Source organism: Sporofaciens sp. JLR.KK001 (genome assembly GCF_036941055.1).
Classification (GTDB): Bacteria; Bacillota; Clostridia; order Lachnospirales; family Lachnospiraceae; genus Sporofaciens.
The window spans coordinates 3,177,542-3,201,272 of the sequence record NZ_JAYMNO010000001.1 but is presented as its reverse complement, the minus strand read 5'-3'; the positions used below and the strand labels follow the sequence as shown (position 1 = coordinate 3,201,272).

The window sequence follows — 23,731 nt, the reverse complement described above, 5'->3', positions numbered from 1 at the left end:
TCAGATAACAGAAATATAGAAGGGAGAGTGGGGATATGGGCTCATCATTATCTGTCCCATTAAGGGAACAGGAGAATCTGAAGGAGTTATTCCGGATTCTGGATGAAAATGGATTAAAAGAGGAAAAGGAGCAGGTCTTAAGTCTGGCTGATTATATTGACAGTATGGACGAGCAGTTCGGGAAGGTGCTGTCGGAGCTTCAGGAGGTTAAGCTGCAGTTGGATCAGATGCAGGAAAAAGGCCTGCGGCAGTCGGCATTAAAGACGGTAAGGGCAGTAGAGAATAAGATTGGGGAAGCCAGAACGCAGCTTAAGGTGTTGAAAGCGCGTTTCGTAGATGGCGTGAACCGTACTATTAAAGGCTTCAAGGAGAAGGGAACCCTGGTGGTCGATAAGACCATTGACTTCTTAGGGATTCGGAGAGGACTGGAGGCAGTGAAAACGCATCTCCACCAGTCGATTGAAAGGGCGGACAGAGGAATAGACCGGCTGTCTAATATCGGAGATGATATGCACGGGGTGAAGACGCACCTGGGAAACATAAAACGGGAACTTGCAGGAAAAGAACCGCTGGCGGCAGGCTCCTGTGATGTAGAGGCAGGGGCGGTATTCCAGATGCAGAAGATGCTGTATGGAACGATCGGAGTGCTGAACGGCATGGAGAAGCAGACAGATCAGACGCTTAAGCAGTTAGATTCTCTTGGGCAGAGGGCAAAAGAGATCCGGAAACCCTCCGTGAAAGAAAGCCTGCGGTCTTTGCAGGAGAAAAGGTTGGCAGACAAAGGGGATCCGTCATCAGTTCAGAAGATGAAGGCAAAGAAGGAAACAATGAGATAGAGGGGGACAAGGCTGTGGGAGAACAGGAGAAAGCGAAGATCACATTTTTTGCGGCGGAATGCATGGAATTCCTGGATTACGGGGAACTGTATGAGGATTTGAGCCTGCCGGAAGCGGTGGAGGCTTATCAACGGATCTGTAAAAAGGGTTTTCCTTATGGGCCAGGTATCGGATTCAATCTTAAGGATCCGGAAGCGCCGAAGTATTCAGATATTAACTGGCCGCTGTATCAGGGCGGAAGGATTGCGTTAGAAGAGATCAGACTGATACCCGCTTACCAGAGCCATCCACTGGTGAGGGCGGCAGTACAGGAGATGGAGGGGTATCTATCGAATATGAGTAAGAATGGAAAGCAGAATAGAGGAATGGAACGGCAGAAAACAGCAGGAAAGGAAAAGTAAACGTCGAGGGAGTGTATGGAGCTGTCGGGAGAAGGAAAGAAGGCGGGGAATGAGGGGATCAGTTGCAGCGGTAAGGAGAGGAAAAGAGGATGAGGGATGAAAGAGATTAAAATGAAAGAAAGCTGCCGGATGCCAAAAGTGAGGAATCCGGCAGGAAAGATGCCGAAAGAACAGGCAAAAATGACAGCGTTGGAGGCAAAGGAGAAATCCCATCGGATTGCAGACAATGTGCGTGCGGGGGAAGAACAGGAGTCTCCCACGGAATATGCCAGCGCAAAAGTAGAGACGGCAGAAGAGTGGGCAGCAGGAAAAGCAATGTCGCTTTCTTCTTCAATTGCAAGGGATACGGTAAAAAAATCCTATAAGAAAATCCGGGAACGAAGCCAGGGACAGACCTCAGTAGAGGGTATAGAACAAGCCGGAGAACATGCGTCGGCAGGCAATCCGGCACATCCATCTGTCTCAGGAAAGTCCTCTGTGCCGGGACGCTCTTCTATGCCGGGACAGCCGTCAGCATCAGGTACCGGGAATTCTGGTATGGCAAGGTTGAAAAAGACCCGGTCAAAAAGTCAGGTATCCAGCGGACAAAAGATAAAGATGAAGCTGGATCGGAAAGCAGGTCTGCATGCTTCTTCCAACCGGTCAGTGAAAACAGCTCCCCGGATTGTGAATACGAGATTCCCCGATCCTTCCTCGAAGCAGATCCGGGCAGGAATGGGAGTGGCACAGAGGTGGCAGAAGCTCCATGCAGAAACAGCGGCAAAGCGGATGGCGGTCAACTCTGCAAAAGCAGCACAGGCAGGAGTGAAGCAGGGAGTACACTATGGAAACAAGGCGGTGCGGATGACTGCAAGAGGAATCTCGGCGGCGGTAAGGGCGGCGGCATCCGCAGTGAAGTCTTTGCAGGCGCTTCTGGCAGGCGGTATCGGGATTGCCGTATTCTTTGTGATTATGATCGGAGTCATTGGAGGGATCCTTTGTAATAACAGCTCCCAGAGTTCGGAGCCTTTGAGTCCGGAAGTGCTGAATTATACACCGATTATCCAGCGGTACGCACAGGAATACGGTATCCCGGAGTATGTGCAGGTGATACAGGCGATCATGATGCAGGAATCCGGAGGGCAGGGAACAGATCCGATGCAGGCGAGTGAATGTCCGTATAATACCCAGTATCCCAATAGTCCGGGCGGGATTACAGATCCAGAGTATTCCATCAAAGTAGGAATCCAGAATTATGCAGACTGTGTCCGGCAGGCAGGATGCACCAGTCCTCAGGATCTGGACAAGCTGAAGCTGAGCCTGCAGGGATACAATTACGGCAACGGATACATAGGATGGGCGATCCGGAATTATGGAGGCTATAGTGAGGCGAATGCACTCCGGTTCTCCCAGGAACAGGCGGCTGCCCATGGATGGTCGGGATACGGCGATCCAGAGTATGTTCCCCATGTGCTCCGGTATTATTCCGGCGGGAATCTGTTTGTCGGATTATTTGGAAGCAGTCAGATGGTGTCGGTGGCGATGACGTAGCTTGGCAATGAGGGTGGGCAGAAGTTCTGGTCGTGGTATGGGTTTGGCAGCAGGGAAGAATGGTGCGCCTGCTTTGTCTCCTGGTGTGCGGATCGGTGCGGGTTGATTGAAAATGGAACGTTTCCAAGGTTTTCCTTATGCTCTGCCGGTATGAGCTGGTTTCAGGCGAACGGAAAATGGCAGGAGAATACTTAACAGCCGTCACCAGGGACGATTATTTTCTTTGACTGGAATGGAGATGGGAATCCGGATCATGTGGGGATTGTGGAGAAATGTGAGAATGGGAGAGTGCATACGGTGGAAGGGAATTCGGGGGATGCGGTGAGACAGAGAAATTATGTGGTAGATAATATAAAAATTTTAGGATATGGAATTATAGTACAAATATAAAATCTATTATTTTGTGGTAATATTCTTAATATTATTTTATAAAGATACATCTATAGATTGATAGAAATGAACTTAAGTTCATGGATTTTTGTTAGTGAATAAGTATAATAGTTATGTAATCTGTATTAAGATTATATTCCAGAGGTTAGGAGGTGAGAATATGGAGAAGAATATCATGGAAGAAGAAATCGTTTTTGCTGAAGAGGAAATGGAGATTGATGATAGAATGGTATATACTATTCCTAGAAGATCTTAATATTTTGACAAAGCGAGGGTAAAGTCATTTCTTTGAGGTAAAGTCAAGGAATGACTTTATTTTATTAAAAGAGAGAAAGAAGGAAAAAACAATGTATGATATTTTATTGATTAACCCTATAAATCATTACGGCTTATCATCCAATCCTTTAGGGATGCAAATTTTAACATAGTATATGTGAAAAGAATGGATATAAAGTAAAGCTATTGGATCTAGCCTTAGAGCATAAAAAAGAAGGATATTTTTTTACTAAGGAAATATTTACTTGGATAGAGAATAAAATAAAATTATATCCTTCGAAATATTACGGTATTTCAATTATGAATGGAACATTTATATGGGGACTTGAGATTGCTAAAATTATTAAGAAGTTAGACTATAAGAAAATTGTATTTGTAGGAGGGCCGCAAGCGACGGCATTGAAGGAGAAGATATTCGATATAACAACAAATATAGATTATTGTTTGTTGTATGAAGGTGAAACAACAGTCTTGAAGTTTTTGAATATGATAGAGGATGAAAAAGCACAATTGCCATATAATGTTATCAAAAGAGATGAAATGGATTACACCTGTCAATTAACTTCTGAAAATATAAATGAAATTCCCCCTCTTGATTATAAAGATTATTATAATGTTAGAATTGTAGATGTTGAAATGGGACGTGGATGTCCATATAGTTGTTACTATTGCTCTGCAAAAAGTCTGGTGGGACACAATATACGATACAAAAAAATTGAAAAAATATTATCTGAAAGTCAAGAATTATATGATAATATGTGTGCTGAAACAAGAAAATACATTAATTTTAATCACGATAATTTTTTGTCGAGTCGCAAAGTATTTAAAGAATTTATCAATAAAAAGCTTGGTGGGAAATATGGTTTTCCATATGGGTGTGAAGGAAGAATAGATGCTATAGATGATGAAATTATTGATGATTTGTATAAATCGAATTGTGTCTATCTTTTTGTGGGATTAGAGACTGGATCAGAACGAATGCAAGAAATATCCAAAAAGCGTTTACACTTAAATGATATAAAAAGTAAAATAAAAAAAATTACAGATAAAGGAATTTTCTTTGAGTCGAATTTCATTATAGGATTTCCAGAAGAAACTCTAGAAGACTTGTATCAAACAATTAGACTTGTGGCAGAATTGTCTTGGATAAGTTTCAATGTTCGAATTTCTTATTCGTTTATGAGTCCAGAGCCTGGGTCAGAAGTGTTTCATAATGTAAATTTAGATGAGTGCGTGATGGTAAAAGATGATCATATTTATTCGGAATTAAAAAGTGTTGGGTTTGATGTTGATAATATGCCAGTTTTATATTTGAGACTGTAAAATAAACTGTGTATTGTCGTAAATTGGTATGTAAAATCTTGTTTTTTCGACATTTCTAAAATCAATTCCCAGTGCCGATTTTTTTACAATTACCGTTATTTTTCGACGCTATTTTCGATTTCTTTATATGAATAGTATTGCCATTTTCTGGTGATACTATTCATTTTATTTTATTTTTCTTTTATTTCCCATCCCTTAGCAATGTTTCATAGGCATCCAGCCGGACGTTATCCAGATAGACTTTTTTGATTTCATTTTCCGTATAAAAATCATACAGCATCTCCATCAGTATGCTTAAATATTCTTCAGACATTTCCTGTCCTTCGTATTCCATGATCCGGTAGGCTACACAGGCATACGCCCTGGAAGATTGATGTGTCATTGTATTATTTCCTTTACTTTACTGCTGGTTTTCAGGTTCATTCTCTATTCTGCTTATAAACTATTACCCCCAATAGGTGGGGGCTTTATGGTATTCCCTTCTTTTCCTATCATTTGATTTCAAAGGGAATAGGTTCTCCTCCATATTCATCAATATATTTCTGTGATTCTTCCCAAAAGCCTTTCTGTCCTATGAATTCCTCCAGGTGGAATAGTTCCCTTTCCAGTTCCCGTACCCTCTCTTTTAGTGCTTCAACAGTGTATTCTTTTTGCTCGTTTTCTTCCTCCGTCCATCCATAGTAATCCAATACGTATTTTCTTGCTTCTTCATTCCCCATGCCGGCTGTCGCTTTACGCAATGCTTCTTCCTCTCTGTATATGTCAAGAAAGTCAATCGGACTGTTCCCATCGCCAACAGCGCAGCATGTATTCTCATGTACACTATATCCTGCTTCTATCCATTTATGGAGCTCCCTGCGTTCTTCTTCGGTCATAGGCGTTATTTTTTCATATTCCTTTAATTCTTGTTTCAGAAATCGTTTTCGTTCCTTACTGATCCGCATTCTATACACCTCTCTGATTGCCTTATCCCTCACTTTAGTTATTGCCGCCTGTATGGTTCTTATGCATGAAATGCCTATGCATAAGAACCATACAGGCGGCATTGAGGCAGTCAAGGGATAAAGGGCAGCACTGCTGTCATTTACAGCCGGATACGTTTCTGTTTCTACGCTTTAGGCAATCCTGGCCCTGTCGCCGAATTCAATCACAAACTGTCCATAGGTCTCTCCCCAGTCACGGTACGGCATGGACCATTTCTTAATAATGTCCCTGGTAGACAAATAAATTGTTTTTCTTAATGCCTCGTCATTTGGAAAGAGTGCTTTGCTCTTTGTAACTTTGCGCAGCTGCCGGTTAAAACCTTCTACGGTGTTGGTGGTATAGATTAATTTGCGGATCTGATGGCCATAGCAGAAATAGGTGGAGAGGTGCTCCCACTTATCAAGCCAGTTATCCAGGACGACGGCATACTTTTTCCAGCTATCCATCATACTCTCCAGATTCCGCATCGCGATTTCTTCACTCTCCGCCCCATATACGCGCTTTAAATCTCTCATAAATGCTTTCTGGTCTTTATAAGCAATATATTTTAGCGTATTGCGGATCTGGTGGATGATACATAATTGGATCCTTGTTTCCGGAAATACCGTATGGATCGCATCCGGGAAACCTTTTAAACCATCCACACATGCAATCAAAATATCAGAAACGCCTCTGTTTTTCAATTCATTGCATACTTTTAACCAGAATTTGGCACCCTCATTTTCCCCAATCCATATCCCAAGGATATCTTTATAACCGTCTCCATTGATTCCCAATGCCACATAAGCTGCTTTTGTTATGATCCGCCCATCTTCACGTACCTTAAAATGTACTGCGTCCAGAAATACGACAGGATAAAAAGAATCCAGTGTCCTGCAGTACCATTCTTTTGCTTCTTCCATTACTTTATCCGTGATATTGGAAATGGAACCGGCCGAGAGTTCTATCCCATAAAGGGATTGTACATGTTCCGAGATATCCCGTACAGACATCCCTTTTGCATACATAGAAATGATTTGGGATTCCAGCCCTTCTTCAACGACTGTACGGTTCTTTATGATCTCCGGCTCAAACCCTGGTTCCCGTGTCCGCGGCACGTCAATTCCAATCTTTCCATAAGCTGTTTTGATTGTTTTAGAGCTGCTTCCATTTTTAGATACCCTGTTTCCATTCTCCTTTGCATCCGCAATATACTCATTTACTTCCTTACGGAGTATCTGCTCCACGGCATCCTTTATTACTTTCTGTATCAACCCATTCGGACCTGTAATATCTTCCATCGTGTTGCATTTTGCTATTTCTGCCTGATAGTCAATTTTCTGTGACATAGTTGTTTCCTCCTAAAATTTTTCTACCAATTTTTTCCAACTAATCACAGTATTGTCGAATTCATTATCCATTATACAAAAATGGATGTGTCGAATAATCTGTGATGATTTACACAGATTATTTTACACACCCTTATATTTTAATCATTTATATACTATACAAAATCTCAATTATGATGTATTATATTATATAAAATGTGCTTCTATATATTTTCCAATGTTATATAATTACCATATGTCAACATACTTACTATTCAAGATGAAAAATAAAGATATATGTGAAGTGTTTGAAAACTTGGGAAATTTCTGCTCTGCTGAAGAAGCCATTTCATATTTTTATGAAAGGGAGAAAAAATCCTTGTCGCCAGTAGAATGTGATATGATTCGTTATGAAATGGATTTAAATTATATTTTAAATAATGATGTTTCAGAATATAGTTTTGAATATAACTATCCAGTTCAAAAAATATATAAAAAATTCAAACAGAATAAAGATAATTATCTTGAATGGGAAAAAGAGAATGAAATTCCGACAAAGATTGTAAGTAAAAAGTAAAATGAAAAATAGTAACAAAAATAAGGTGTATTATGGGTTATATGCTTTTATCAGTTCATTTGTTTTAACAAGAGGAATTTTTTTGCTATATCTATCATATAGGGGATTGACGGCCAGCGAAATAGCAATATATTCGATAATTCTTAATGCTATGACTGCATTTTGTGAAGTTCCTACAGGTGTTTTGGGAGATAAAATAGGTACGAGAAATTCAGTGATATTAGGATGTGTATTGTTGACGCTACATGCTATTATAATGGCAAATACTCATAATCATATTATATTAATTGTAATGGGTGGTGTTGAGGGTGTTGCGTATACTTTTATATCAGGAAGTGACAGTGCGCTTTTATATGAAATATTAGAAGAAAAAGAAGAACAAAAAGAATATTTATCAGTCAATTCAAAATTACTTGCAATTCAATCAATGACAATGGGAATTATGATTTTTGCAGGTGGTGTTATTGCAAAATATTCATGGGAAATGGTTTATTATATCCAAGCGTTAGCAATGTTTATCTCTGTGTTAATGTTGGGGAAAATAACAACCCAAGGAAGAAAGAATTTATTATTAAATAAAGGTGATGAGCAGAAACATATTAATCGGTGGAAAAAACTTATTAAATATGATCCCCAAATAGTGTTTTTGATATTTATTTTAGGTTTTAGCATTTGCGATGGAATCTTTTGTGGATATTATAACATGAATCAGTTAATATTTTCAAAAGTTGGAATTAGTGTTGCTATAATTGGAGCCTTTTTTTCTGCATCATACTTTATAAATTCTGTAGCATATATTTTGGTTAATTATATATTGAAGATAATTAATCGAAAGCAGATGTTCATTTATGGTTTGATACTGCAAAGCATTATATTATTTGCACTTGTTGTCGTGTCTAATAAAGGAGCTTTTTTAGTCATATCGATTATTGCTTGTTTTGTTCCTGAAATCATATTTACCGTTGCAGATAGCATTATTCAGGATTACATTATTTCCGAATATAGGGCCACTATGCTATCAATTGTTTCCATGGTACGCACAGGTATAACTGCAATATGTTACGGGGGGATGGGGATTATGTTTGATCAAGTATCAGTAAAACTGTTTTTACTTGGAATGAATATTATTATAATAGTACTATCAATTATTTCGTGGTGTTTTTATTTTAAGTTAAGAAAAGGAAAGAAGTTGATTAGAAAAATTGAAAAGAAATAAATTGGTTGTTGCAATGGACGAGTTACCATTGAGTAAAGAAAAAGGAGAATGTGAGGATTATGGAAGCATACTTTTTTGGAAATGGGTTGGTAAAAGTGCATTTGGTAAAGATGTCAATATTAAAGTTATAGATAATAAAATAGTTCCTGAATCCGTGAACCTAACCTAAAAATAAAATGAAATCGGTAAATAAGAAATATGAGGCACTCTTTGTACCAATTTCATGCCAATAAAATATTGTTTTCGATAATCATACACTTTGAATCAAACTACTATCCAGCCACTTAGGTAAAATTTCTCTAAAATTGCCATACCTTAACTAAGGCTCATCGAACCATTCCAATGGCAAGGAAAATGTAGGATATCTTTCGTTTATTTTGCAGCTTGGAATATCCTGCTTATTTGTGAAGCTGCGTTCCTCCAGGGATTACTCCGCCCCAGATCAAGTCTCACCTGCCTTGCATGCTTTGTCACAACCCCGGGGGTCATGATGATCCGTTCAACTACCGTGCGTAGCCTCCGGCGGTTTACGGGTCTTTTCATGGGGATATCGCTGATCCTAAGTGATGCCTGTCCAATCATCCGCAGGAGATTGTAGGCCAGCTGGATCAGTTCCAGGACAAGTTCGTTTGTTTCGAACTTTCCAGATGGAAACTGCTCTGCACATAAGTCCGTCTTGATTTCACTGTGGTACTGTTCCATTTCTCCATGTTTATGGTAAAGCTCTATGATGTCTTCGTCCGAAAAATCTACATTGACGGAGTACATATCACAGTCAATTTTAGGGCTGATATAGTACTGCCCATCATGGTCACAGGCACGCTCTGTTATATCGTAAATGGTTCGGATTCCAACGGTCTTCCTGCTATGGCCGGATTTTGAACTGGCATCAGGTACATTATAAGATACGTCCCGGAATGTCTGCCCAATGTATTCCTTTTTCCCTTCCCGTGAAGACTTTACATTTGTGCATACACCGCCTACTTTGTCCAGCCACTCCTGCGGATTCTCCTTGCGGATGTTGCGCTTAATGATGAAATGCACCCTGTCCCCCCGGAAACACTCTTCCATGAAAATGCCGATATTATCCGCAGAATCGTTTCCGGAGTCGAGACGAATCAAGAGTGGTTTGTCCGTAATCTGACGGGCAAGTTTTAATACTTCGACCAGAAAGTTTGGTGTCCCTTTCTGGCAGTGCTGTTTTCCCTCCCGTAGTTCGCATGCAATAAGGTATCCTTCTGTCCCAATGTAGGCGAAGATAGGCGCATAGCCATCCTTCTTTTTATAAGTTCTCGAAATGCCTTCCTTATTGCATTTCTCATCAAGGAAAGGGCTCACGTCGATGTCGATTGGTATATAGCCATTTTCCAATGCAGACGGTTCCACGCCAAACTTTTTGAACAGATCCACATTGATCTGACGCAGCGCACCCTGCATACTGGCGCCGATTTCGTCCATACGCTGCCGCATGGTTGGCTCCGATGGGATATGGCGCATATGGAAAGCATTGCAGAAAAACTCAGGGTCATCATCGGTTTCATGGATGGATTCGAAGTCAGCGTTCCCACAGAGTATACCGATAAGCATGGCCTTTAGTACATCACTGTTCTTATATTCCTTGGATGGCGAAGAATATTTGTCAATTTTCGTGTCAAAATCAACAGCTTTTAACATCTGTCCTGGAATCAGCAGACCGCCATAGGGTGTAATCCTGGAATTGCTGAATGTATACTTTATGGTGTTATATGCAAACATAACATGTTCTTTCATGCTCATTTTAGTTGGCCTCCGTGTGTATAAGATGATGATATCATTATACACCGACAGCGGAAAAAAGGCAATAATTATCCACCTATTCGGTGAGCGCCATATCTTAGCCGATATATATCAAGATATTGAATTTTAGAAGCATGCCAAAGTATTACTTTAAACGAAGTTCACGGATTCAGGGTATAGAGATAAAGAGATTAGAGATAAGAGTATAGAGAATAGAGAGGGAGATATGGCACACGCCTATGGGAGATACCGGAATGTATTTCTATCTTCTGCAGAACTGGCAGAACTCCAGACGGAACTCCCCACCCTCTGGGAACAGTATATTGAGCGGCTGTCCGAGTATATGGAATCCAGTGGAAAAGGATATAAAAACCATGCCGCCACAATCCGGCGCTGGGCGAACGCCGACAAAAAGAAAGAGGGACCGCCTGCCCGGAACCGGGATTACAGCGTAGAGGAAGGAGAAACCATATGATAGAGATTACCGCAGAAGTCCGGGCGGCCATTGACCGGGCCGCCGGGGATATGGAACTTGCCGGGGACGAATACATAGAACCGGCTGACGGGCTTATCCACTGTAAGAAATGCCGTGGCAGCCGCCAGACTGTTGTGCCCAGGTTCGGAGGCTCCGGCTATTTCATGCCCCGCGGCCTCTGCCCCTGCCAGCAAAAGGCGCAGGCGGAACGGAAAGCCATGGAGGAACAGAAGGAACGCATGGAGCGTATCAAACGCCGGAAGGCACAGGGGCTTCAGGACAGATACCTTTATGATTACACTTTTGCCAATGATAACGGCCAGAATCCCGTCATGGAGAAGGCACACGCCTATGTGGAGCATTGGAAGGAGGCATACCGGGACAATACCGGCCTTCTGCTCTTTGGTGACGTGGGAACCGGGAAATCCTTTTTTGCCGGCTGTATCGCCAATGCCCTGCTTGACCGTGACGTGCCGGTTCTGATGACAAATTTCCCGTCTATCCTGAACCGGCTGACCGGCATGTTTGCCGAGGACAGGGCGGCCTTTATCGCCAATCTGGACGATTACAGCCTGCTTATCATTGACGATTTAGGGGTGGAAAGGAATACCGAGTATGCCATGGAGCAGATGTTTACCGTCATTGACAGCCGGTATCGGAGTAAGAAGCCGCTGATTGTCACGACAAACCTGAAACTGGAAGAAATCAAGAACCCGCCAGACCTTGCCCACGCAAGGATTTATGACCGCATACTGGAACGGTGTGCGCCGGTTCTCTTTTCTGGAAAGAATTTCCGGGAGGAAGGAGCCAGGGCGACCAAAGCGGCGGCGAAAGAGATTGTGAAGAAGGGATAACATAAACTGATTGCATGAAAAGGAGAATTTATGGGCAGCGAGAAAATTACAGAGAACACTACCACCACAGCACCGGCTAAGGACGCTTCCGCACTGGTGAAGAAGATTGGCCGGACGACCTACATTGTGAGGATTCATTTCAGCAAGACCAGCAGGGAAACCATGAGCGACAAAATCAAGCGTATGCTGAAAAATGAGATACAGTAGATGTAAAAAAGCGATAACGGAAACAGGCCGGGAATCAGAAATGCGCTGGCTCCCGGCTTGTAAAATCAGGAGGTATATGGTAGTATGGAGATACGAAAACAGAAGGGAAAGCAGGTGGGAAGATTGACAGTGACGGAACAGATAGACCAGAAACATCAGGAAGATTTACAGAGGCTAAGAGGCTTTCGCCTGCTTGATGATGACTTCCTCACAAAGTGTTTTGAGGGAGATACGGCAAGCATAGAACAGGTATTGCAGATTGTACTGGAAAAGCCGGATTTAAAAGTACTGGACGTTCGCACCCAGGTATTTGTGGAGAATCTGCTGAACCGTTCAGTAAGGCTGGATATCCTGGCTACGGACAGCACAGGGGCGAAACTGAATGTGGAGGTACAGCGCTCCGACAAAGGAGCCGGGAGAAAAAGGGCAAGGTACAACAGCAGCATGATGGACGCAAACCTTTTGAAGAAAGGCGAGGACTTCGACAAGCTGCCGGAAACGTGGGTAATCTTTATCACAGAAAATGACGTAATGGGAAAAGGGCTGCCGCTCTATCCGGTTGAGCGGTGCTTTTTAGGAACCGGGGAAAGATTTGAGGACGGTTCGCACATACTGTATGTAAACGGCGCTTACCGCAGCGATACGCCGATCGGGAAGTTAATGTATGACTTCTCCTGCACAGACGCAGCGGATATGTACTATGGGACACTGGCGGACAGGGTGAGATTTTTCAAAGAGAGCAAGGAGGGAATCGAGATTATGTGCCGTGCTATGGAAGATATGAGGAATCAGACATTAAAAGAAGGAGCAATCAATTCCGCAAAGAGAATGTTGGCAGATGGGATTTTGACACTTGAAAAAATTGCGGAATATGCAGAACTTCCTCTTGACGAAGTAAAAAAATTGAAAGCAGAACGGACAGCATAGTAAGACCATAGGTCGGGAATCTAAAAACAGGTTCCCGGCCTTATTTTTTTTGCCCTGAAATGTAAATTTTCTGTGAACTTGATTAAAAAGTCCTTTACAAAACGTTTCTGGCAAAACCGCGAAGTCGATTCTGATTTCCTGCGGCGCGCGGCTGGCGGTATTCGATATTGCCGAGCTGCGGGAGGTCACAGCCTATGACGAGCTGGAACTGGACACCCTGGGGGACAAAAAAACCGCCTTATTTCTCATTATGAGCGATACCGATGACAGCTTTAACTTCCTGATTTCCATGTGCTACACCAAGCTGTTTAATCTGCTCTGTGAAAAAGCGGACGATGTGTACGGCGGCAGGTTCCCTGTCCATGTGCGCTGCCTGATTGACGAGTGCGCCAACATCGGGCAGATTCCAAAGTTGGTAGCCACCATCCGAAGCCGGGAGATTTTCGCCTGTCTGGTATTGCAGGCGCAGTCCCAGTTAAAGGCCATTTACAAGGACAATGCCGACACCATCATCGGAAATATGGACACTTCCATCTTTCTGGGCGGCAAGGAACCCACCACCTTAAAGGAGTTAGCCGCCGCCCTGGGAAAAGAAACCATTGTGCGCCCGTTAGGGTGTATGCCATAAACCGCCTTTAGCAAGCGGTAGACAAAGATATCAAAGAAAGGAAGGTGAAAATTTACTCATACTTCGCAACCTGAATTTGTGCTGTGTTAGTTGAAAATACAGAGAAAATCAAAAATAAAAAGGTATAAGCACTCTGTTTTTGTTATAATGGAATTAGCCGAAAACCATTAAAAAACGGAGGCTTATACCATGAATAGCATAGCAGAAATCTTTGATAATAGCAAACAACTCTTAGATAGTATTGAAAATTTTTTTGATAAGTACATTGGTCGTCCCCTTCTTAGGAAATGTGGTGTCATAAAAATGGTCGATGACATTTTTGTCAACAGCGGGATGACATACTTTGATAACCCGATTTCCCGTCTGCTGGGTGATCTGAAACAATCACCCGTCCTTGAGAAAGTTGTGAGTGCCAAGGATCTGCTTATCGACAAACTTCTCGTGTGTTTTGCCCCTGCAAGTGCGTATCTGATGTTTAAGACGGACACATTCTTCCGGGATTATAAGCAAGACACATTTTACCGTTTTGATAAGCTTCCCGGAGCTAACTGGGAAAGGCTGCAATTGGAAACAGCAAAAAATGTCATTTTAGATATAGAGTCACAGACCACAGACAAACATATCAATGCTCTGATTTTTGATGATTCTTTATATGCGCGGACCGGCGGAAAGGGAACCGAATTATGTGCCAGGGTTTTTGACCATAATGATCATAAGACCCGTCTTGGATACCGCATGATGACTGGTGGATGGACAAATGGAGAGACATTCATTCCTTTTGCACAGTCCCTTTTGTCAACGCGCGATGAGAAACAAATGGTTGGACCCAATGTCCGAATCGATTGCCGTACACTACGCGGAAAGCGCCGGGCAATGGCAAAAACAAAGGGAACCCTTGTTGTCCAACATATGGTAAAGCAGGCACACAAAGCAGGGATACCATTCGATTATGTCCTGTTTGACACATGGTTTTCCAGTCCATCCCAGCTGGCTGCGCTCAAGGGGATAGGAACAGATGTCATAGCGATGATCAAAAAGAACAGCACGAAATATATCTGGAGAGATCCCGCAACAGGCGAGGAGAAAAAACTGAATGTAAAAGAAATCTACAGCAGGAACATCTTCCTTGTATTCTCTCAATGGAGTCTCTTTCATGGATTCCAGTATCCTCCTGTGCTTTTGCTCCCTACTCTGCTTTACCTTTTTCCATATTTTTTCCCAAGCCTCCATGATCTGGCTGATCATGTGCCCGATCTGGATCAGATAATAATGGTTTTTCAGTGCCTGATAATTCCTGCTGTACTGGTGTTCCAGATGGTATCCCTGCCTTTTCTGCGCGTTAAACCCATCATTCTCGATTCTCCATCTCATCCTTCCGCGCTCCACCAGTCCTGCCACATTTTTTCTGGTGATTGGCAGATCTGTGAGAAACCAGAATTCTTTCCGGATCGTTTCTGCTTTTCCCTTTTTCCTGCCCTTTTTGCAGATATGCTCCCCGCTTTCTCCATACTCTGCCAGATTTACCTGATGTCCTTTATAATCTATATCTGTCACGTAATCATACCATTCCTTCCCAGTCTGTGTTTCGCGCTCCTGGTAATTCTTCTCCATTTCTTTCAGTTCTCTGTATTCTTCCCCAATGCTCGGGATGCTCCCCTCCTTATACCGCAGGATATACCGCCAGTTTTTTCCTTTGCATCTCTCAAAGAAACCTTCACAGGCATACAGACTGTCCCCGCACAGGCAGATCGGCAACCTTGGAAACGCTTTTTTCAGCTTTTCCATTAAACGCCAGCAGGCCTTCCTTTCACAGTCCTGTTTCTCCATTTCTTTTCCCTCTTCATTATCCACAAATTCCGTCTGAATACTGATCAGGATTTTCGGATGCAGTACCAGCTTTGCTTCCAGCACATAATAATAGTTCTCCTGATACTCTTTTTCCGTCCCCTTGTTATGGGTCCGGTGCAGGCTTTTCCCATCCAGTTCCCTCCGGCTGCTGCAAAGCTGCGTTCCATCTATGATCACCTGCCAGTACTTGCCCCTGATTCGCATATTTTCAAAAGCCCGGCTGCAAAGAAGCCTGCTGCAAAGGCGGTTTAAGATGTCCTGCAATTTTTCCGGATCTACTTTTTCCAGATACCGGTTGATGGTTTCCCAGTAGGGAAGCTCCTCCACGGTCTGTTCCTCCCCGGATAGATGCCAGATGTTTTTGATCATTTCACTGGAATTGAATTCTTCACTTGTTTTCCTCATACTGCTGATGTAAAATAGAGAAGAAAGGATACGGGTCATAAGAAGTAACACAGCAGGATAGGTAATATAGCTCTGGTTTCTGGGATCTGGAATCTGTTTTAACAGGGGTAAAAGATCTGGGAAAAAATGCCGGATTAGCTTGGCTAATTCACATGCAAGGTTCAACTGTTCCAGGTGTTCCCTAACCTCTTTTCTTCTGATTTTTATTCTTGCTTCATAGTAAAACCTCCTCTCTTTTATGGTGGTGCGAAAAAATAGTTGTCTGGTTACTTCTATTATCGCGCATCTTCCCATAAAATGGGAGGTTTTTTTATTAATTTTTTTTAAGCGTCAGAGCTGTGGGTTGCGTAAGAAACAATCCATTTGAAAATGAGGAGGAAAACAGTTATGAAGAAAATCACGATAAGGGAGATCGCCCGGATTGGAATCATGGCGGCGGCAGTGTATGTGGCATCGGCCTTTCTGCAGGTTCCCATCCCCACGGCGATAGACAACACAAGGTTACATATGGGGAACGTCATGTGCCTGTTATCCGGTATGCTTTTGGGACCCCTGCAGGGCGGGCTTGCGGCTGGAATCGGCTCCATGTTCTTTGACCTGACGAACCCGGCCTATATTGCCTCTGCGCCTTTTACCTTTATCTTCAAATTTGTCATGGCATGGATATGCGGGAAGATAACCTCCGGCAGCCCGGCACATCTGAAACAGCGGTATGTGGCCGGCGGCATTGCGGGCGCTTTTGCCTATGTGGTCCTTTACCTGTCAAAGAGTTTTATGGAACACAGGTTTGTATTGGGGCTGTCCCTGGAAGCGGTCATGCTGACGGTCACGCAGAAAGCGGTGGTGTCCAGTGTAAATGCCATTGTAGCCTGTGTGGTGGCGGTTCCCCTTGGCCTTGCCCTGCGCCCCGTGATGGCGAAGATGATAAAATAATTATGGAAATGGATATGACAAAGGGAAAGCCCGTTAAGGCGCTGCTGAAATTTTCCGTCCCACTGTTTGCGGGGAATATCATGCAGAACCTCTACAATGTTTTTGATACGGCGGTTGTGGGGCATGTATTAGGCAAAAACGCTCTGGCTGCCGTGGGAAACTCATATGTTCCCATGCTGGTCATAAACAGCATTATTCTGGGGCTTTCCTCCGGCATTCTGATTTTGCTGGCGCAGGTGTATGGTTCAGGGGAAAAGGTACAGGGCTGCATGGGTTCCATCCGGACGCTGGTATTCCTGACCGGCGGCGGTCTTGCCTGCATATTTTTTCTGTCTGCGGGATGGATTTTCAGGGCGATGGGTATTCCTGCGGCGGCTGCCCGCCCTGCGGCAGAGTATTTGAGGATCACGGCATTGGGAATCCCGTTCCTGTCAGCATACAACTTTTACTCAGCGGTGGCGAAGGCCGGAGGGGACGCACGGACGCCGGTACGGGATATGTCCGTTTCCTGCCTTATGAATATGGTGCTTGATTATGTGCTCGTTGTAATCTTCCGGCTGGGAATAAGAGGGGCGGCATCTGCAACGGTGATTTCACAGGCGGCAGCGGCAGGGCTGGCCGTTTTCCATTTATGCCGTAAAGATAAACTCATACTTCGCAACCTGAATTTGTGCTGTGTTAGTTGAAAATACAGAGAAAATCAAAAATAAAAAGGTATAAGCACTCTGTTTTTGTTATAATGGAATTAGCCGAAAACCATTTAAAAACGGAGGCTTATACCATGAATAGCATAGCAGAAATCTTTGATAATAGCAAACAACTCTTAGATAGTATTGAAAATTTTTTTGATAAGTACATTGGTCGTCCCCTTCTTAGGAAATGTGGTGTCATAAAAATGGTCGATGACATTTTTGTCAACAGCGGGATGACATACTTTGATAACCCGATTTCCCGTCTGCTGGGTGATCTGAAACAATCACCCGTCCTTGAGAAAGTTGTGAGTGCCAAGGATCTGCTTATCGACAAACTTCTCGTGTGTTTTGCCCCTGCAAGTGCGTATCTGATGTTTAAGACGGACACATTCTTCCGGGATTATAAGCAAGACACATTTTACCGTTTTGATAAGCTTCCCGGAGCTAACTGGGAAAGGCTGCAATTGGAAACAGCAAAAAATGTCATTTTAGATATAGAGTCACAGACCACAGACAAACATATCAATGCTCTGATTTTTGATGATTCTTTATATGCGCGGACCGGCGGAAAGGGAACCGAATTATGTGCCAGGGTTTTTGACCATAATGATCATAAGACCCGTCTTGGATACCGCATGATGACTGGTGGATGGACAAATGGAGAGACATTCATTCCTTTTGCACAGTCCCTTTTGTCAACGCGCGATGAGAAACAAATGGTTGGACCCAATGTCCGAATCGATTGCCGTACACTACGCGGAAAGCGCCGGGCAATGGCAAAAACAAAGGGAACCCTTGTTGTCCAACATATGGTAAAGCAGGCACACAAAGCAGGGATACCATTCGATTATGTCCTGTTTGACACATGGTTTTCCAGTCCATCCCAGCTGGCTGCGCTCAAGGGGATAGGAACAGATGTCATAGCGATGATCAAAAAGAACAGCACGAAATATATCTGGAGAGATCCCGCAACAGGCGAGGAGAAAAAACTGAATGTAAAAGAAATCTACAGCAGGAACAAAAAGCGCAGGGGGCGTTCCAGATACCTCCTGTCTGTAGATATTATCATTCCTGACAGTACCGGGAATGCCATGAAGGCAAAACTGGTCTACGTACGGAATCACAGCAACCGCAAGGACTGGGTATGCTTTGTATGCACTGACATGACCTTAGATGAAGAGAAAATCCTCCGTGCGTACACGATGCGCTGGAAAATTGAAACCTATTTTAAAATGTCAAAGAGCTATTTAAAACTTCGTACGGAATGCCACAGTACAAGCTATGATGCCATTACTTCACATATGGTAATCGTTGCAATACGGTACATGATACTGGCAATTGAGCGTTTCCAAAATACAGATAACAGAAGTCTGGAAGAACTATTTTATGAGGTACAGCGGGATATCATAAATGAAATGATGGACTGTGCAATCATTCTCATTTTGGACATCATGCTGCAGAGTGTGAAACAGCATTTCAAAGCTTCGGATGAACAGATCAACGGACTGCTCTGTACATTTATCGGCAATCTCCCCACACCGTGGAGAGAACGCTTTACTATGCCCACTGCGGCATAAAGCTATTTTATTTTTACTATTGCAAGGCTTATAAAATCGTAATGATAAGCAGTTTTAGGTTGCGAAGTATGAGGATAAAAATGCACTGGCGGAGCGGCCTGACTTTAAGTATGTACTGCCCGTATTCCGTCTTGGCGTGACAAGCATCGTGCAGAATGGAGCCTCCGCTGTCAGTATGTTCTTTATACAGGGAGTGATCAATCGGTTTGGCATCAATGAAATATCGGCCTATGCAGCGGCATATAGGATTGAAACGATACTGACTATCCCGGCAGTCAATCTTGGGGCTTCGCTCAGTGTTTTCACGGCACAGAATGCGGGGGCTAAAAATTTTGAAAGATGCCGTAAAGGGTTAAGGGACGGTTTTAAGATTTCAGTGGTATTTGCGGCAGCGGTGGTGGCTGTTATATGGGCTGCCTCGCCGCAGTTCATGTACCTGTTGGTGGGAGACGAAGGGGAAATTGTCCGCATCGGGGTGCGCTACCTCCATATCGTTTCCCTGACATTCCCTTTCTGCGTCAGCCTTTATCTGCTCACGAATTTCCTGCGCGGGGCAGGGGAGATTGCATACCCGGTTTTTAATACCATGCTTGAATTAGGGTTCCGTACAGCCTTTGCCTTTGTTTCGGTGCGGTATATCGGGTTTTATGGAATCATGCTCTGCAGGCCATTGAGCTTTCTCATAAGTATGGCCAGTCTGTCCTGCCGGTATTTTACAAAAAAATGGCAGGGACGGTAAGAAATATGTTATGATTTGTTTTGTATGTGGAAACAAATAGGGAGGAAGCGAAAAATGTATGAATTGGTACAAGTCAGTGAGAAATGCTATTACATAAACTGTCCGGCAAAGATAGGCGTCTATGTTGCGGACAGGGATAATGTCTATCTGGTTGACAGCGGGAATGACAAGGATGCGGGGAGGAAGGTCAGGCAGATACTGGATAAAAACGGGTGGCACCTGACGGCAATCCTGAATACGCACTCCAATGCAGACCATATCGGCGGGAACAAATACCTGCAGGGGCAGATGGGGTGTAAGGTCTATTCCGGCGGCATTGAAGCGGCTTTTACAAAATACCCGGTCTTGGAGCCGTCTTTCCTTTACGGCGGTTATCCGTGTAAGGACTTGCGGCATAAGTTCCTGATGGCGCAGGAGAGCAGTGTGACGTATTTTTCGGATGAAAGTTTCCCGAAGGAGATTGAGGTGATACCTCTGCCGGGGCATTTCTTTGACATGGTCGGTTTCCGTATGCCGGACGGTGTGGTATTCCTTGCGGACTGCATCAGCAGCCGGGAAACGTTGGAGAAGTATGCTGTTTCTTTCATTTATGATGTGGGAGCCTATCTGAAAACGCTGGATATGGTGGAGGGAATGGAAGCCGCCATGTTCGTTTCTGCCCATGCGGAAGCGTCTGCCGATATCAGGGAACTTGTTTGCTACAACAGGAATAAGGTGCAGAGCATCGCGGAGCGGATTCTATCGATCTGTGAAGAACCAAAGTGCTTTGAACGTATTTTACAGGAAGTGTTCAAAGGCTATGGACTTTCCATGAACTTTGAGCAGTATGTTTTGGTGGGAAGCACGGTGCGTTCCTATCTTTCGTGGCTGAAAGATACCGGGAAATTGTCGGCTGAATTTCAGGACAGTATGCTGCTGTGGCAGAAAGCATAATTTTATGATCCGGAAACAGTCCGGGAGGCATACAGGCAAAGCACGGAAAATCTGAAATCTTATATGCAGCGCCAGTGGAGCCTTGTCGGGGGAATGGCCGACACGTTTAGGGAGATGGAATAAGTGTGAAAAGGGGGCTGTTCAATGGCTCCTTTTTGCTTTCCATTCTTACAAAATAGCCCTTTCGCACAATCGGACAAAAACAGAGAATTTTTATGGCATAAATCAGCGGATGGTTTTGCTTTAGTGGGAACGGTATTCTGCCGAAGTAATAGGAAATGGCGAACAGTAGATATGTGATATGGAGTTTGTGCGGCTAATGATGAAAGATGCGAAATAAATATATTGATGGATATTTGGCGGGATTAGGAGAATCTTAATAATATCTCATGCGTTTTATTGGGATTTTTGAAAGAAAATATGATAAATTCATAGGAATAGATAGTTTTAACATAGAGGGAGGCGGCCTGTATGTCTGAAAGGATTTTGATTGTTGATGATGAAAAGGATATTGCAGATCTGCTTGAAGTTTATCTGATGAATGAAAATTACACCATTTATAAATATTATTCTGCAAGGGAAGCGTTGGCTTTTATCGAAAATGAAGAAGCTGATCTCGCAATTCTTGATATCATGCTGCCTGATATCGATGGTTTTACCCTTTGTCAGAAAATCCGTGAAAAATATACTTATCCTGTGATCATGCTGACGGCAAAAGATGAGGAAATGGATAAGATTACAGGACTGACGCTGGGAGCGGATGATTATGTGACAAAACCATTCCGTCCCCTTGAACTGATTGCCAGGGTGAAGGCACAGCTTCGGAGATATAAAAAGTATACCCCGATACTGCCGCAAAATGAGCCTGCAAAAGTCCTTACTTATAAAAAGCTGGTTCTTAATATGCAGACCTATGAATGTGAGCTTGGCGGGGAGGCTGTATCTTTAACACCTACGGAGTTTTCCATCCTACGCATTCTGTTGGAAAACCAGGGCATGGTTGTGACTTTGGAAGAACTGTTCCATAGGGTGTGGGAAGATGAATATTACAGTAAGAACAGCAGCACGATTACAGTACATGTCCGCCATTTGAGGGAGAAACTGAAAGATACGGCAGAAAAACCAAAATATATAAAAACAGTATGGGGAGTGGGTTATAAGATATAACCTGTTTGTTCCCGGATAAGGAGATATTTATGGAAGAAAGGAAAAAGGTGGGTCTAAACTGTCTTGTACAATTTTTGTTTGCTGTTTATTTGATTCTGTTGGTATGGATTATATTGTTCAAACTGCAATTATCAATCCATGAGCTGGACAGAATCAGGGGTATCAATCTGATTCCGTTTTATTATGACAATGAGATTGGAACGGGTTTCCAGTTGAAAGAGGTATTGGAAAATGTTGCGATATTTATCCCATATGGCATCTATTTATGTATGCTGAAAAAAGAGCCGGGGTTATGGGTAAAGTTTTTTCTTATTCTAATGACCAGTTTTATCTTAGAAGTTCTTCAATATATTCTGGCAGTCGGAGGGACGGACATAACAGACATCATAACAAATACCTGTGGAGGGATGGCGGGGATTGGCATATATTGGTCTGCCGTTAGGATATTCCGGAGCAGAAACCGGGCAGAAACTGTTATTGTGGTTTTCGCCGTTGTTGTTACAATATTGGTAACAGGCGGTTTGTCAGTCCTTCTGATGGCAAACTGATGGAGGTGTTTCATGAAAAAACAGAGTTTCCCGGCAAGGGAAAAATTGCGGACCCGCCTTTTGGCTATTGTGCCTGCTTATACGGCAGCAGGTCTTACCGTAATGCCGTTGCTTGAATACATTTTACCAAAGTCGGCAGACCGGATTTCTGAATGGCTGTATCTGCGGCTGGATGTGCTTTATTTTTTTTACCTTGTCATTGGCCTGTCCGTTATTTTTTACCATTACTGGAGGAAACCTTGGGATTATCTGGATGAGGTGATAAATGCTGCACAGACGGTATATGAACAGAATAACGTTGCGATTGAGCTGTCAGAACCGCTCCGGGAAGTGGAAAAGCAGATGAACCAGATTAAAATGTCCATACTGCTTAGTAATCAGGCTGTAAAAGAAGCGGAAGACAGAAAGAACGAACTGGTCATGTACCTGGCCCATGACATCCGCACGCCGCTGACGGCAGTAATCGGCTACTTGAGCCTGCTTGACGAGGCCCCGGATATGCCGGCAGAGCAAAAAGTCAAGTATGTGGGAATTGCCCTTGAAAAATCAGAACGTCTGGAAATGCTGATCAATGAGTTATTTGAAATCACGCGATACCATACGGCAGCAGTGCAGTTGAAAAAAATGCAGGTTGACTTATATGCCCTTTTATCCCAGGTGACAGATGAACTGTATCCTGCCTTGTCTGCAAGGGGGAACACTGCCAGAGTTTCTGCCGGGGACGGGCTGGTTGTAACAGGCGATCCGGAAAAGCTGGCAAGGGTATTTAATAACCTTTTGAAAAATGCGGCGGCTTACAGTTATCCGGATACGGAGATCAGCATATCGGCAGAAAAGAAAGGAAGAAATGCTATCGTAGTATTCCGAAACCACGGACAGACAATCCCGGAAGATAAGCTAGTGCATATTTTTGAGAAGTTCAGCCGTTTAGATGAGGCCCGGCTGTCAGACACAGGCGGGGCGGGGCTTGGCCTTTCTATTGCAAAGGAGATTATCAGCCTGCATGGTGGTGAGATAACGGCACAGAGCAATGGGGAAACAGTCACATTTACAATTACACTCCCGGTTTCTGATTAGGAAAATATACGTTCCATACTATGAAATGCAAAAAAAAGCATTTCATAGCCAAGTATTAGGAAATTCTTAGGATTATTCCATTCCAAAATTTGAGATTGAAATGCC

21 protein-coding genes and 5 pseudogenes are annotated in these 23,731 nt (G+C 43.3%); 21 read left to right on the top strand and 5 right to left on the bottom strand.

Annotated elements, in window-relative coordinates; all coding sequences use genetic code 11:
- Nucleotides 1-35 precede the first annotated feature (35 nt).
- From VSQ62_RS16530 to VSQ62_RS16510, 4 genes and pseudogenes are all read left to right on the top strand, one after another.
- Nucleotides 36-836 carry a DUF6674 family protein gene (locus tag VSQ62_RS16530; protein WP_334635888.1) on the top strand — a complete coding sequence of 267 codons (801 nt, stop codon included), beginning with the start codon at nt 36-38 and terminating at the stop codon, nt 834-836.
- A 14-nt stretch (nt 837-850) separates the two neighbouring features.
- Nucleotides 851-1,237, top strand: coding sequence for a hypothetical protein (locus tag VSQ62_RS16525; RefSeq protein WP_334635887.1), 387 nt, complete (start codon nt 851-853; stop codon nt 1,235-1,237).
- A gap of 96 nt (nt 1,238-1,333) precedes the next feature.
- Nucleotides 1,334-3,157, top strand: a pseudogene (locus VSQ62_RS16520) (lysozyme family protein).
- 462 nt (nt 3,158-3,619) lie between these two features.
- A complete protein-coding gene (locus tag VSQ62_RS16510; protein ID WP_334635885.1) occupies nt 3,620-4,756 on the top strand; it encodes a B12-binding domain-containing radical SAM protein in 1,137 nt (378 codons plus the stop codon).
- 181 nt (nt 4,757-4,937) lie between these two features.
- On the opposite strand, the gene VSQ62_RS16505 is transcribed toward VSQ62_RS16510, so the two are convergent.
- The 3 genes from VSQ62_RS16505 to VSQ62_RS16495 form a co-directional block, all read right to left on the bottom strand.
- Nucleotides 4,938-5,138, bottom strand: coding sequence for a hypothetical protein (locus tag VSQ62_RS16505; protein ID WP_334634633.1), 201 nt, complete (start codon nt 5,136-5,138; stop codon nt 4,938-4,940).
- A 109-nt stretch (nt 5,139-5,247) separates the two neighbouring features.
- Nucleotides 5,248-5,700, bottom strand: a complete 453-nt coding sequence (locus VSQ62_RS16500; protein WP_334634634.1) for a PLC family EF-hand domain-containing protein — start codon at nt 5,698-5,700, stop codon at nt 5,248-5,250.
- 171 nt (nt 5,701-5,871) lie between these two features.
- Nucleotides 5,872-7,068 (bottom strand): IS256 family transposase, encoded by a 1,197-nt coding sequence (locus VSQ62_RS16495; RefSeq protein WP_334634635.1) that lies wholly within the window; start codon nt 7,066-7,068, stop codon nt 5,872-5,874.
- A gap of 259 nt (nt 7,069-7,327) precedes the next feature.
- On the opposite strand from VSQ62_RS16495, the gene VSQ62_RS16490 reads away from it, so the two are divergent.
- From VSQ62_RS16490 to VSQ62_RS16480, 3 genes are read left to right on the top strand one after another with little or no spacing between them, the layout of a single operon-like run.
- Complete coding sequence (locus VSQ62_RS16490; RefSeq protein WP_334635884.1) at nt 7,328-7,624, top strand: hypothetical protein; 297 nt, start codon at nt 7,328-7,330, stop codon at nt 7,622-7,624.
- Nucleotide 7,625: 1 nt separating this feature from the next.
- Nucleotides 7,626-8,840, top strand: coding sequence for an MFS transporter (locus VSQ62_RS16485; RefSeq protein WP_334635883.1), 1,215 nt, complete (start codon nt 7,626-7,628; stop codon nt 8,838-8,840).
- On the top strand, nt 8,827-9,009 hold the full coding sequence (locus VSQ62_RS16480) for a hypothetical protein (protein WP_334635882.1): 183 nt from the start codon (nt 8,827-8,829) through the stop codon (nt 9,007-9,009). Before VSQ62_RS16485 ends, VSQ62_RS16480 begins: the two co-directional genes overlap by 14 nt.
- A gap of 203 nt (nt 9,010-9,212) precedes the next feature.
- Here the strand turns inward: VSQ62_RS16480 and VSQ62_RS16475 are convergent, their stop codons facing one another.
- Nucleotides 9,213-10,595, bottom strand: a complete 1,383-nt coding sequence (locus VSQ62_RS16475) for an IS1380 family transposase (protein WP_120397169.1) — start codon at nt 10,593-10,595, stop codon at nt 9,213-9,215.
- 199 nt (nt 10,596-10,794) lie between these two features.
- On the opposite strand from VSQ62_RS16475, the pseudogene VSQ62_RS16470 reads away from it, so the two are divergent.
- From VSQ62_RS16470 to VSQ62_RS32485, 6 genes and pseudogenes are all read left to right on the top strand, one after another.
- Nucleotides 10,795-11,091: pseudogene (locus tag VSQ62_RS16470) on the top strand (phage replisome organizer N-terminal domain-containing protein); the annotation flags it as partial.
- The gene (locus tag VSQ62_RS16465) at nt 11,088-11,945 is read left to right on the top strand and encodes an ATP-binding protein (RefSeq protein WP_334635881.1); all 858 of its coding nucleotides are present in this window, start codon (nt 11,088-11,090) and stop codon (nt 11,943-11,945) included. The pseudogene VSQ62_RS16470 and the gene VSQ62_RS16465, both read left to right, overlap by 4 nt.
- Nucleotides 11,946-11,975: 30 nt before the next feature.
- Nucleotides 11,976-12,152, top strand: a complete 177-nt coding sequence (locus VSQ62_RS16460) for a transposon-encoded TnpW family protein (protein WP_334635880.1) — start codon at nt 11,976-11,978, stop codon at nt 12,150-12,152.
- A gap of 84 nt (nt 12,153-12,236) precedes the next feature.
- Complete coding sequence (locus VSQ62_RS16455) at nt 12,237-13,079, top strand: PD-(D/E)XK nuclease family transposase (RefSeq protein ID WP_334635879.1); 843 nt, start codon at nt 12,237-12,239, stop codon at nt 13,077-13,079.
- Nucleotides 13,080-13,185: 106 nt separating this feature from the next.
- A pseudogene (locus VSQ62_RS16450) lies at nt 13,186-13,680 on the top strand (type IV secretory system conjugative DNA transfer family protein); the annotation flags it as partial.
- 216 nt (nt 13,681-13,896) lie between these two features.
- Nucleotides 13,897-14,706 (top strand): annotated as a pseudogene (locus VSQ62_RS32485) (transposase); the annotation flags it as partial.
- A gap of 264 nt (nt 14,707-14,970) precedes the next feature.
- Here the strand turns inward: VSQ62_RS32485 and VSQ62_RS32480 are convergent.
- A pseudogene (locus VSQ62_RS32480) lies at nt 14,971-15,534 on the bottom strand (transposase); the annotation flags it as partial.
- An 813-nt stretch (nt 15,535-16,347) separates the two neighbouring features.
- Between VSQ62_RS32480 and VSQ62_RS16440 the strand changes: the two are divergent.
- The 8 genes from VSQ62_RS16440 (at nt 16,348) to VSQ62_RS16405 (ending at nt 23,626) form a co-directional block, all read left to right on the top strand.
- The gene (locus VSQ62_RS16440) at nt 16,348-16,893 is read left to right on the top strand and encodes an ECF transporter S component (RefSeq protein WP_334635877.1); all 546 of its coding nucleotides are present in this window, start codon (nt 16,348-16,350) and stop codon (nt 16,891-16,893) included.
- A gap of 14 nt (nt 16,894-16,907) precedes the next feature.
- Nucleotides 16,908-17,579 (top strand): MATE family efflux transporter, encoded by a 672-nt coding sequence (locus VSQ62_RS16435; protein ID WP_334635876.1) that lies wholly within the window; start codon nt 16,908-16,910, stop codon nt 17,577-17,579.
- 95 nt (nt 17,580-17,674) lie between these two features.
- Complete coding sequence (locus VSQ62_RS16430; RefSeq protein WP_334633004.1) at nt 17,675-19,162, top strand: IS4 family transposase; 1,488 nt, start codon at nt 17,675-17,677, stop codon at nt 19,160-19,162.
- A 136-nt stretch (nt 19,163-19,298) separates the two neighbouring features.
- Nucleotides 19,299-19,901: an MATE family efflux transporter gene (locus tag VSQ62_RS16425; RefSeq protein WP_334635875.1), complete on the top strand. Its 603-nt coding sequence runs from the start codon at nt 19,299-19,301 to the stop codon at nt 19,899-19,901.
- 54 nt (nt 19,902-19,955) lie between these two features.
- On the top strand, nt 19,956-20,834 hold the full coding sequence (locus VSQ62_RS16420) for an MBL fold metallo-hydrolase (protein ID WP_334635874.1): 879 nt from the start codon (nt 19,956-19,958) through the stop codon (nt 20,832-20,834).
- 471 nt (nt 20,835-21,305) lie between these two features.
- On the top strand, nt 21,306-22,001 hold the full coding sequence (gene vanR / locus VSQ62_RS16415) for a VanR-ABDEGLN family response regulator transcription factor (protein ID WP_016230077.1): 696 nt from the start codon (nt 21,306-21,308) through the stop codon (nt 21,999-22,001).
- Between the two features lie 29 nt (nt 22,002-22,030).
- Nucleotides 22,031-22,549, top strand: coding sequence for a VanZ family protein (locus VSQ62_RS16410; RefSeq protein ID WP_334635873.1), 519 nt, complete (start codon nt 22,031-22,033; stop codon nt 22,547-22,549).
- 12 nt (nt 22,550-22,561) lie between these two features.
- Complete coding sequence (locus VSQ62_RS16405) at nt 22,562-23,626, top strand: sensor histidine kinase (protein ID WP_334635872.1); 1,065 nt, start codon at nt 22,562-22,564, stop codon at nt 23,624-23,626.
- The last annotated feature ends 105 nt before the right edge of the window (nt 23,627-23,731 follow it).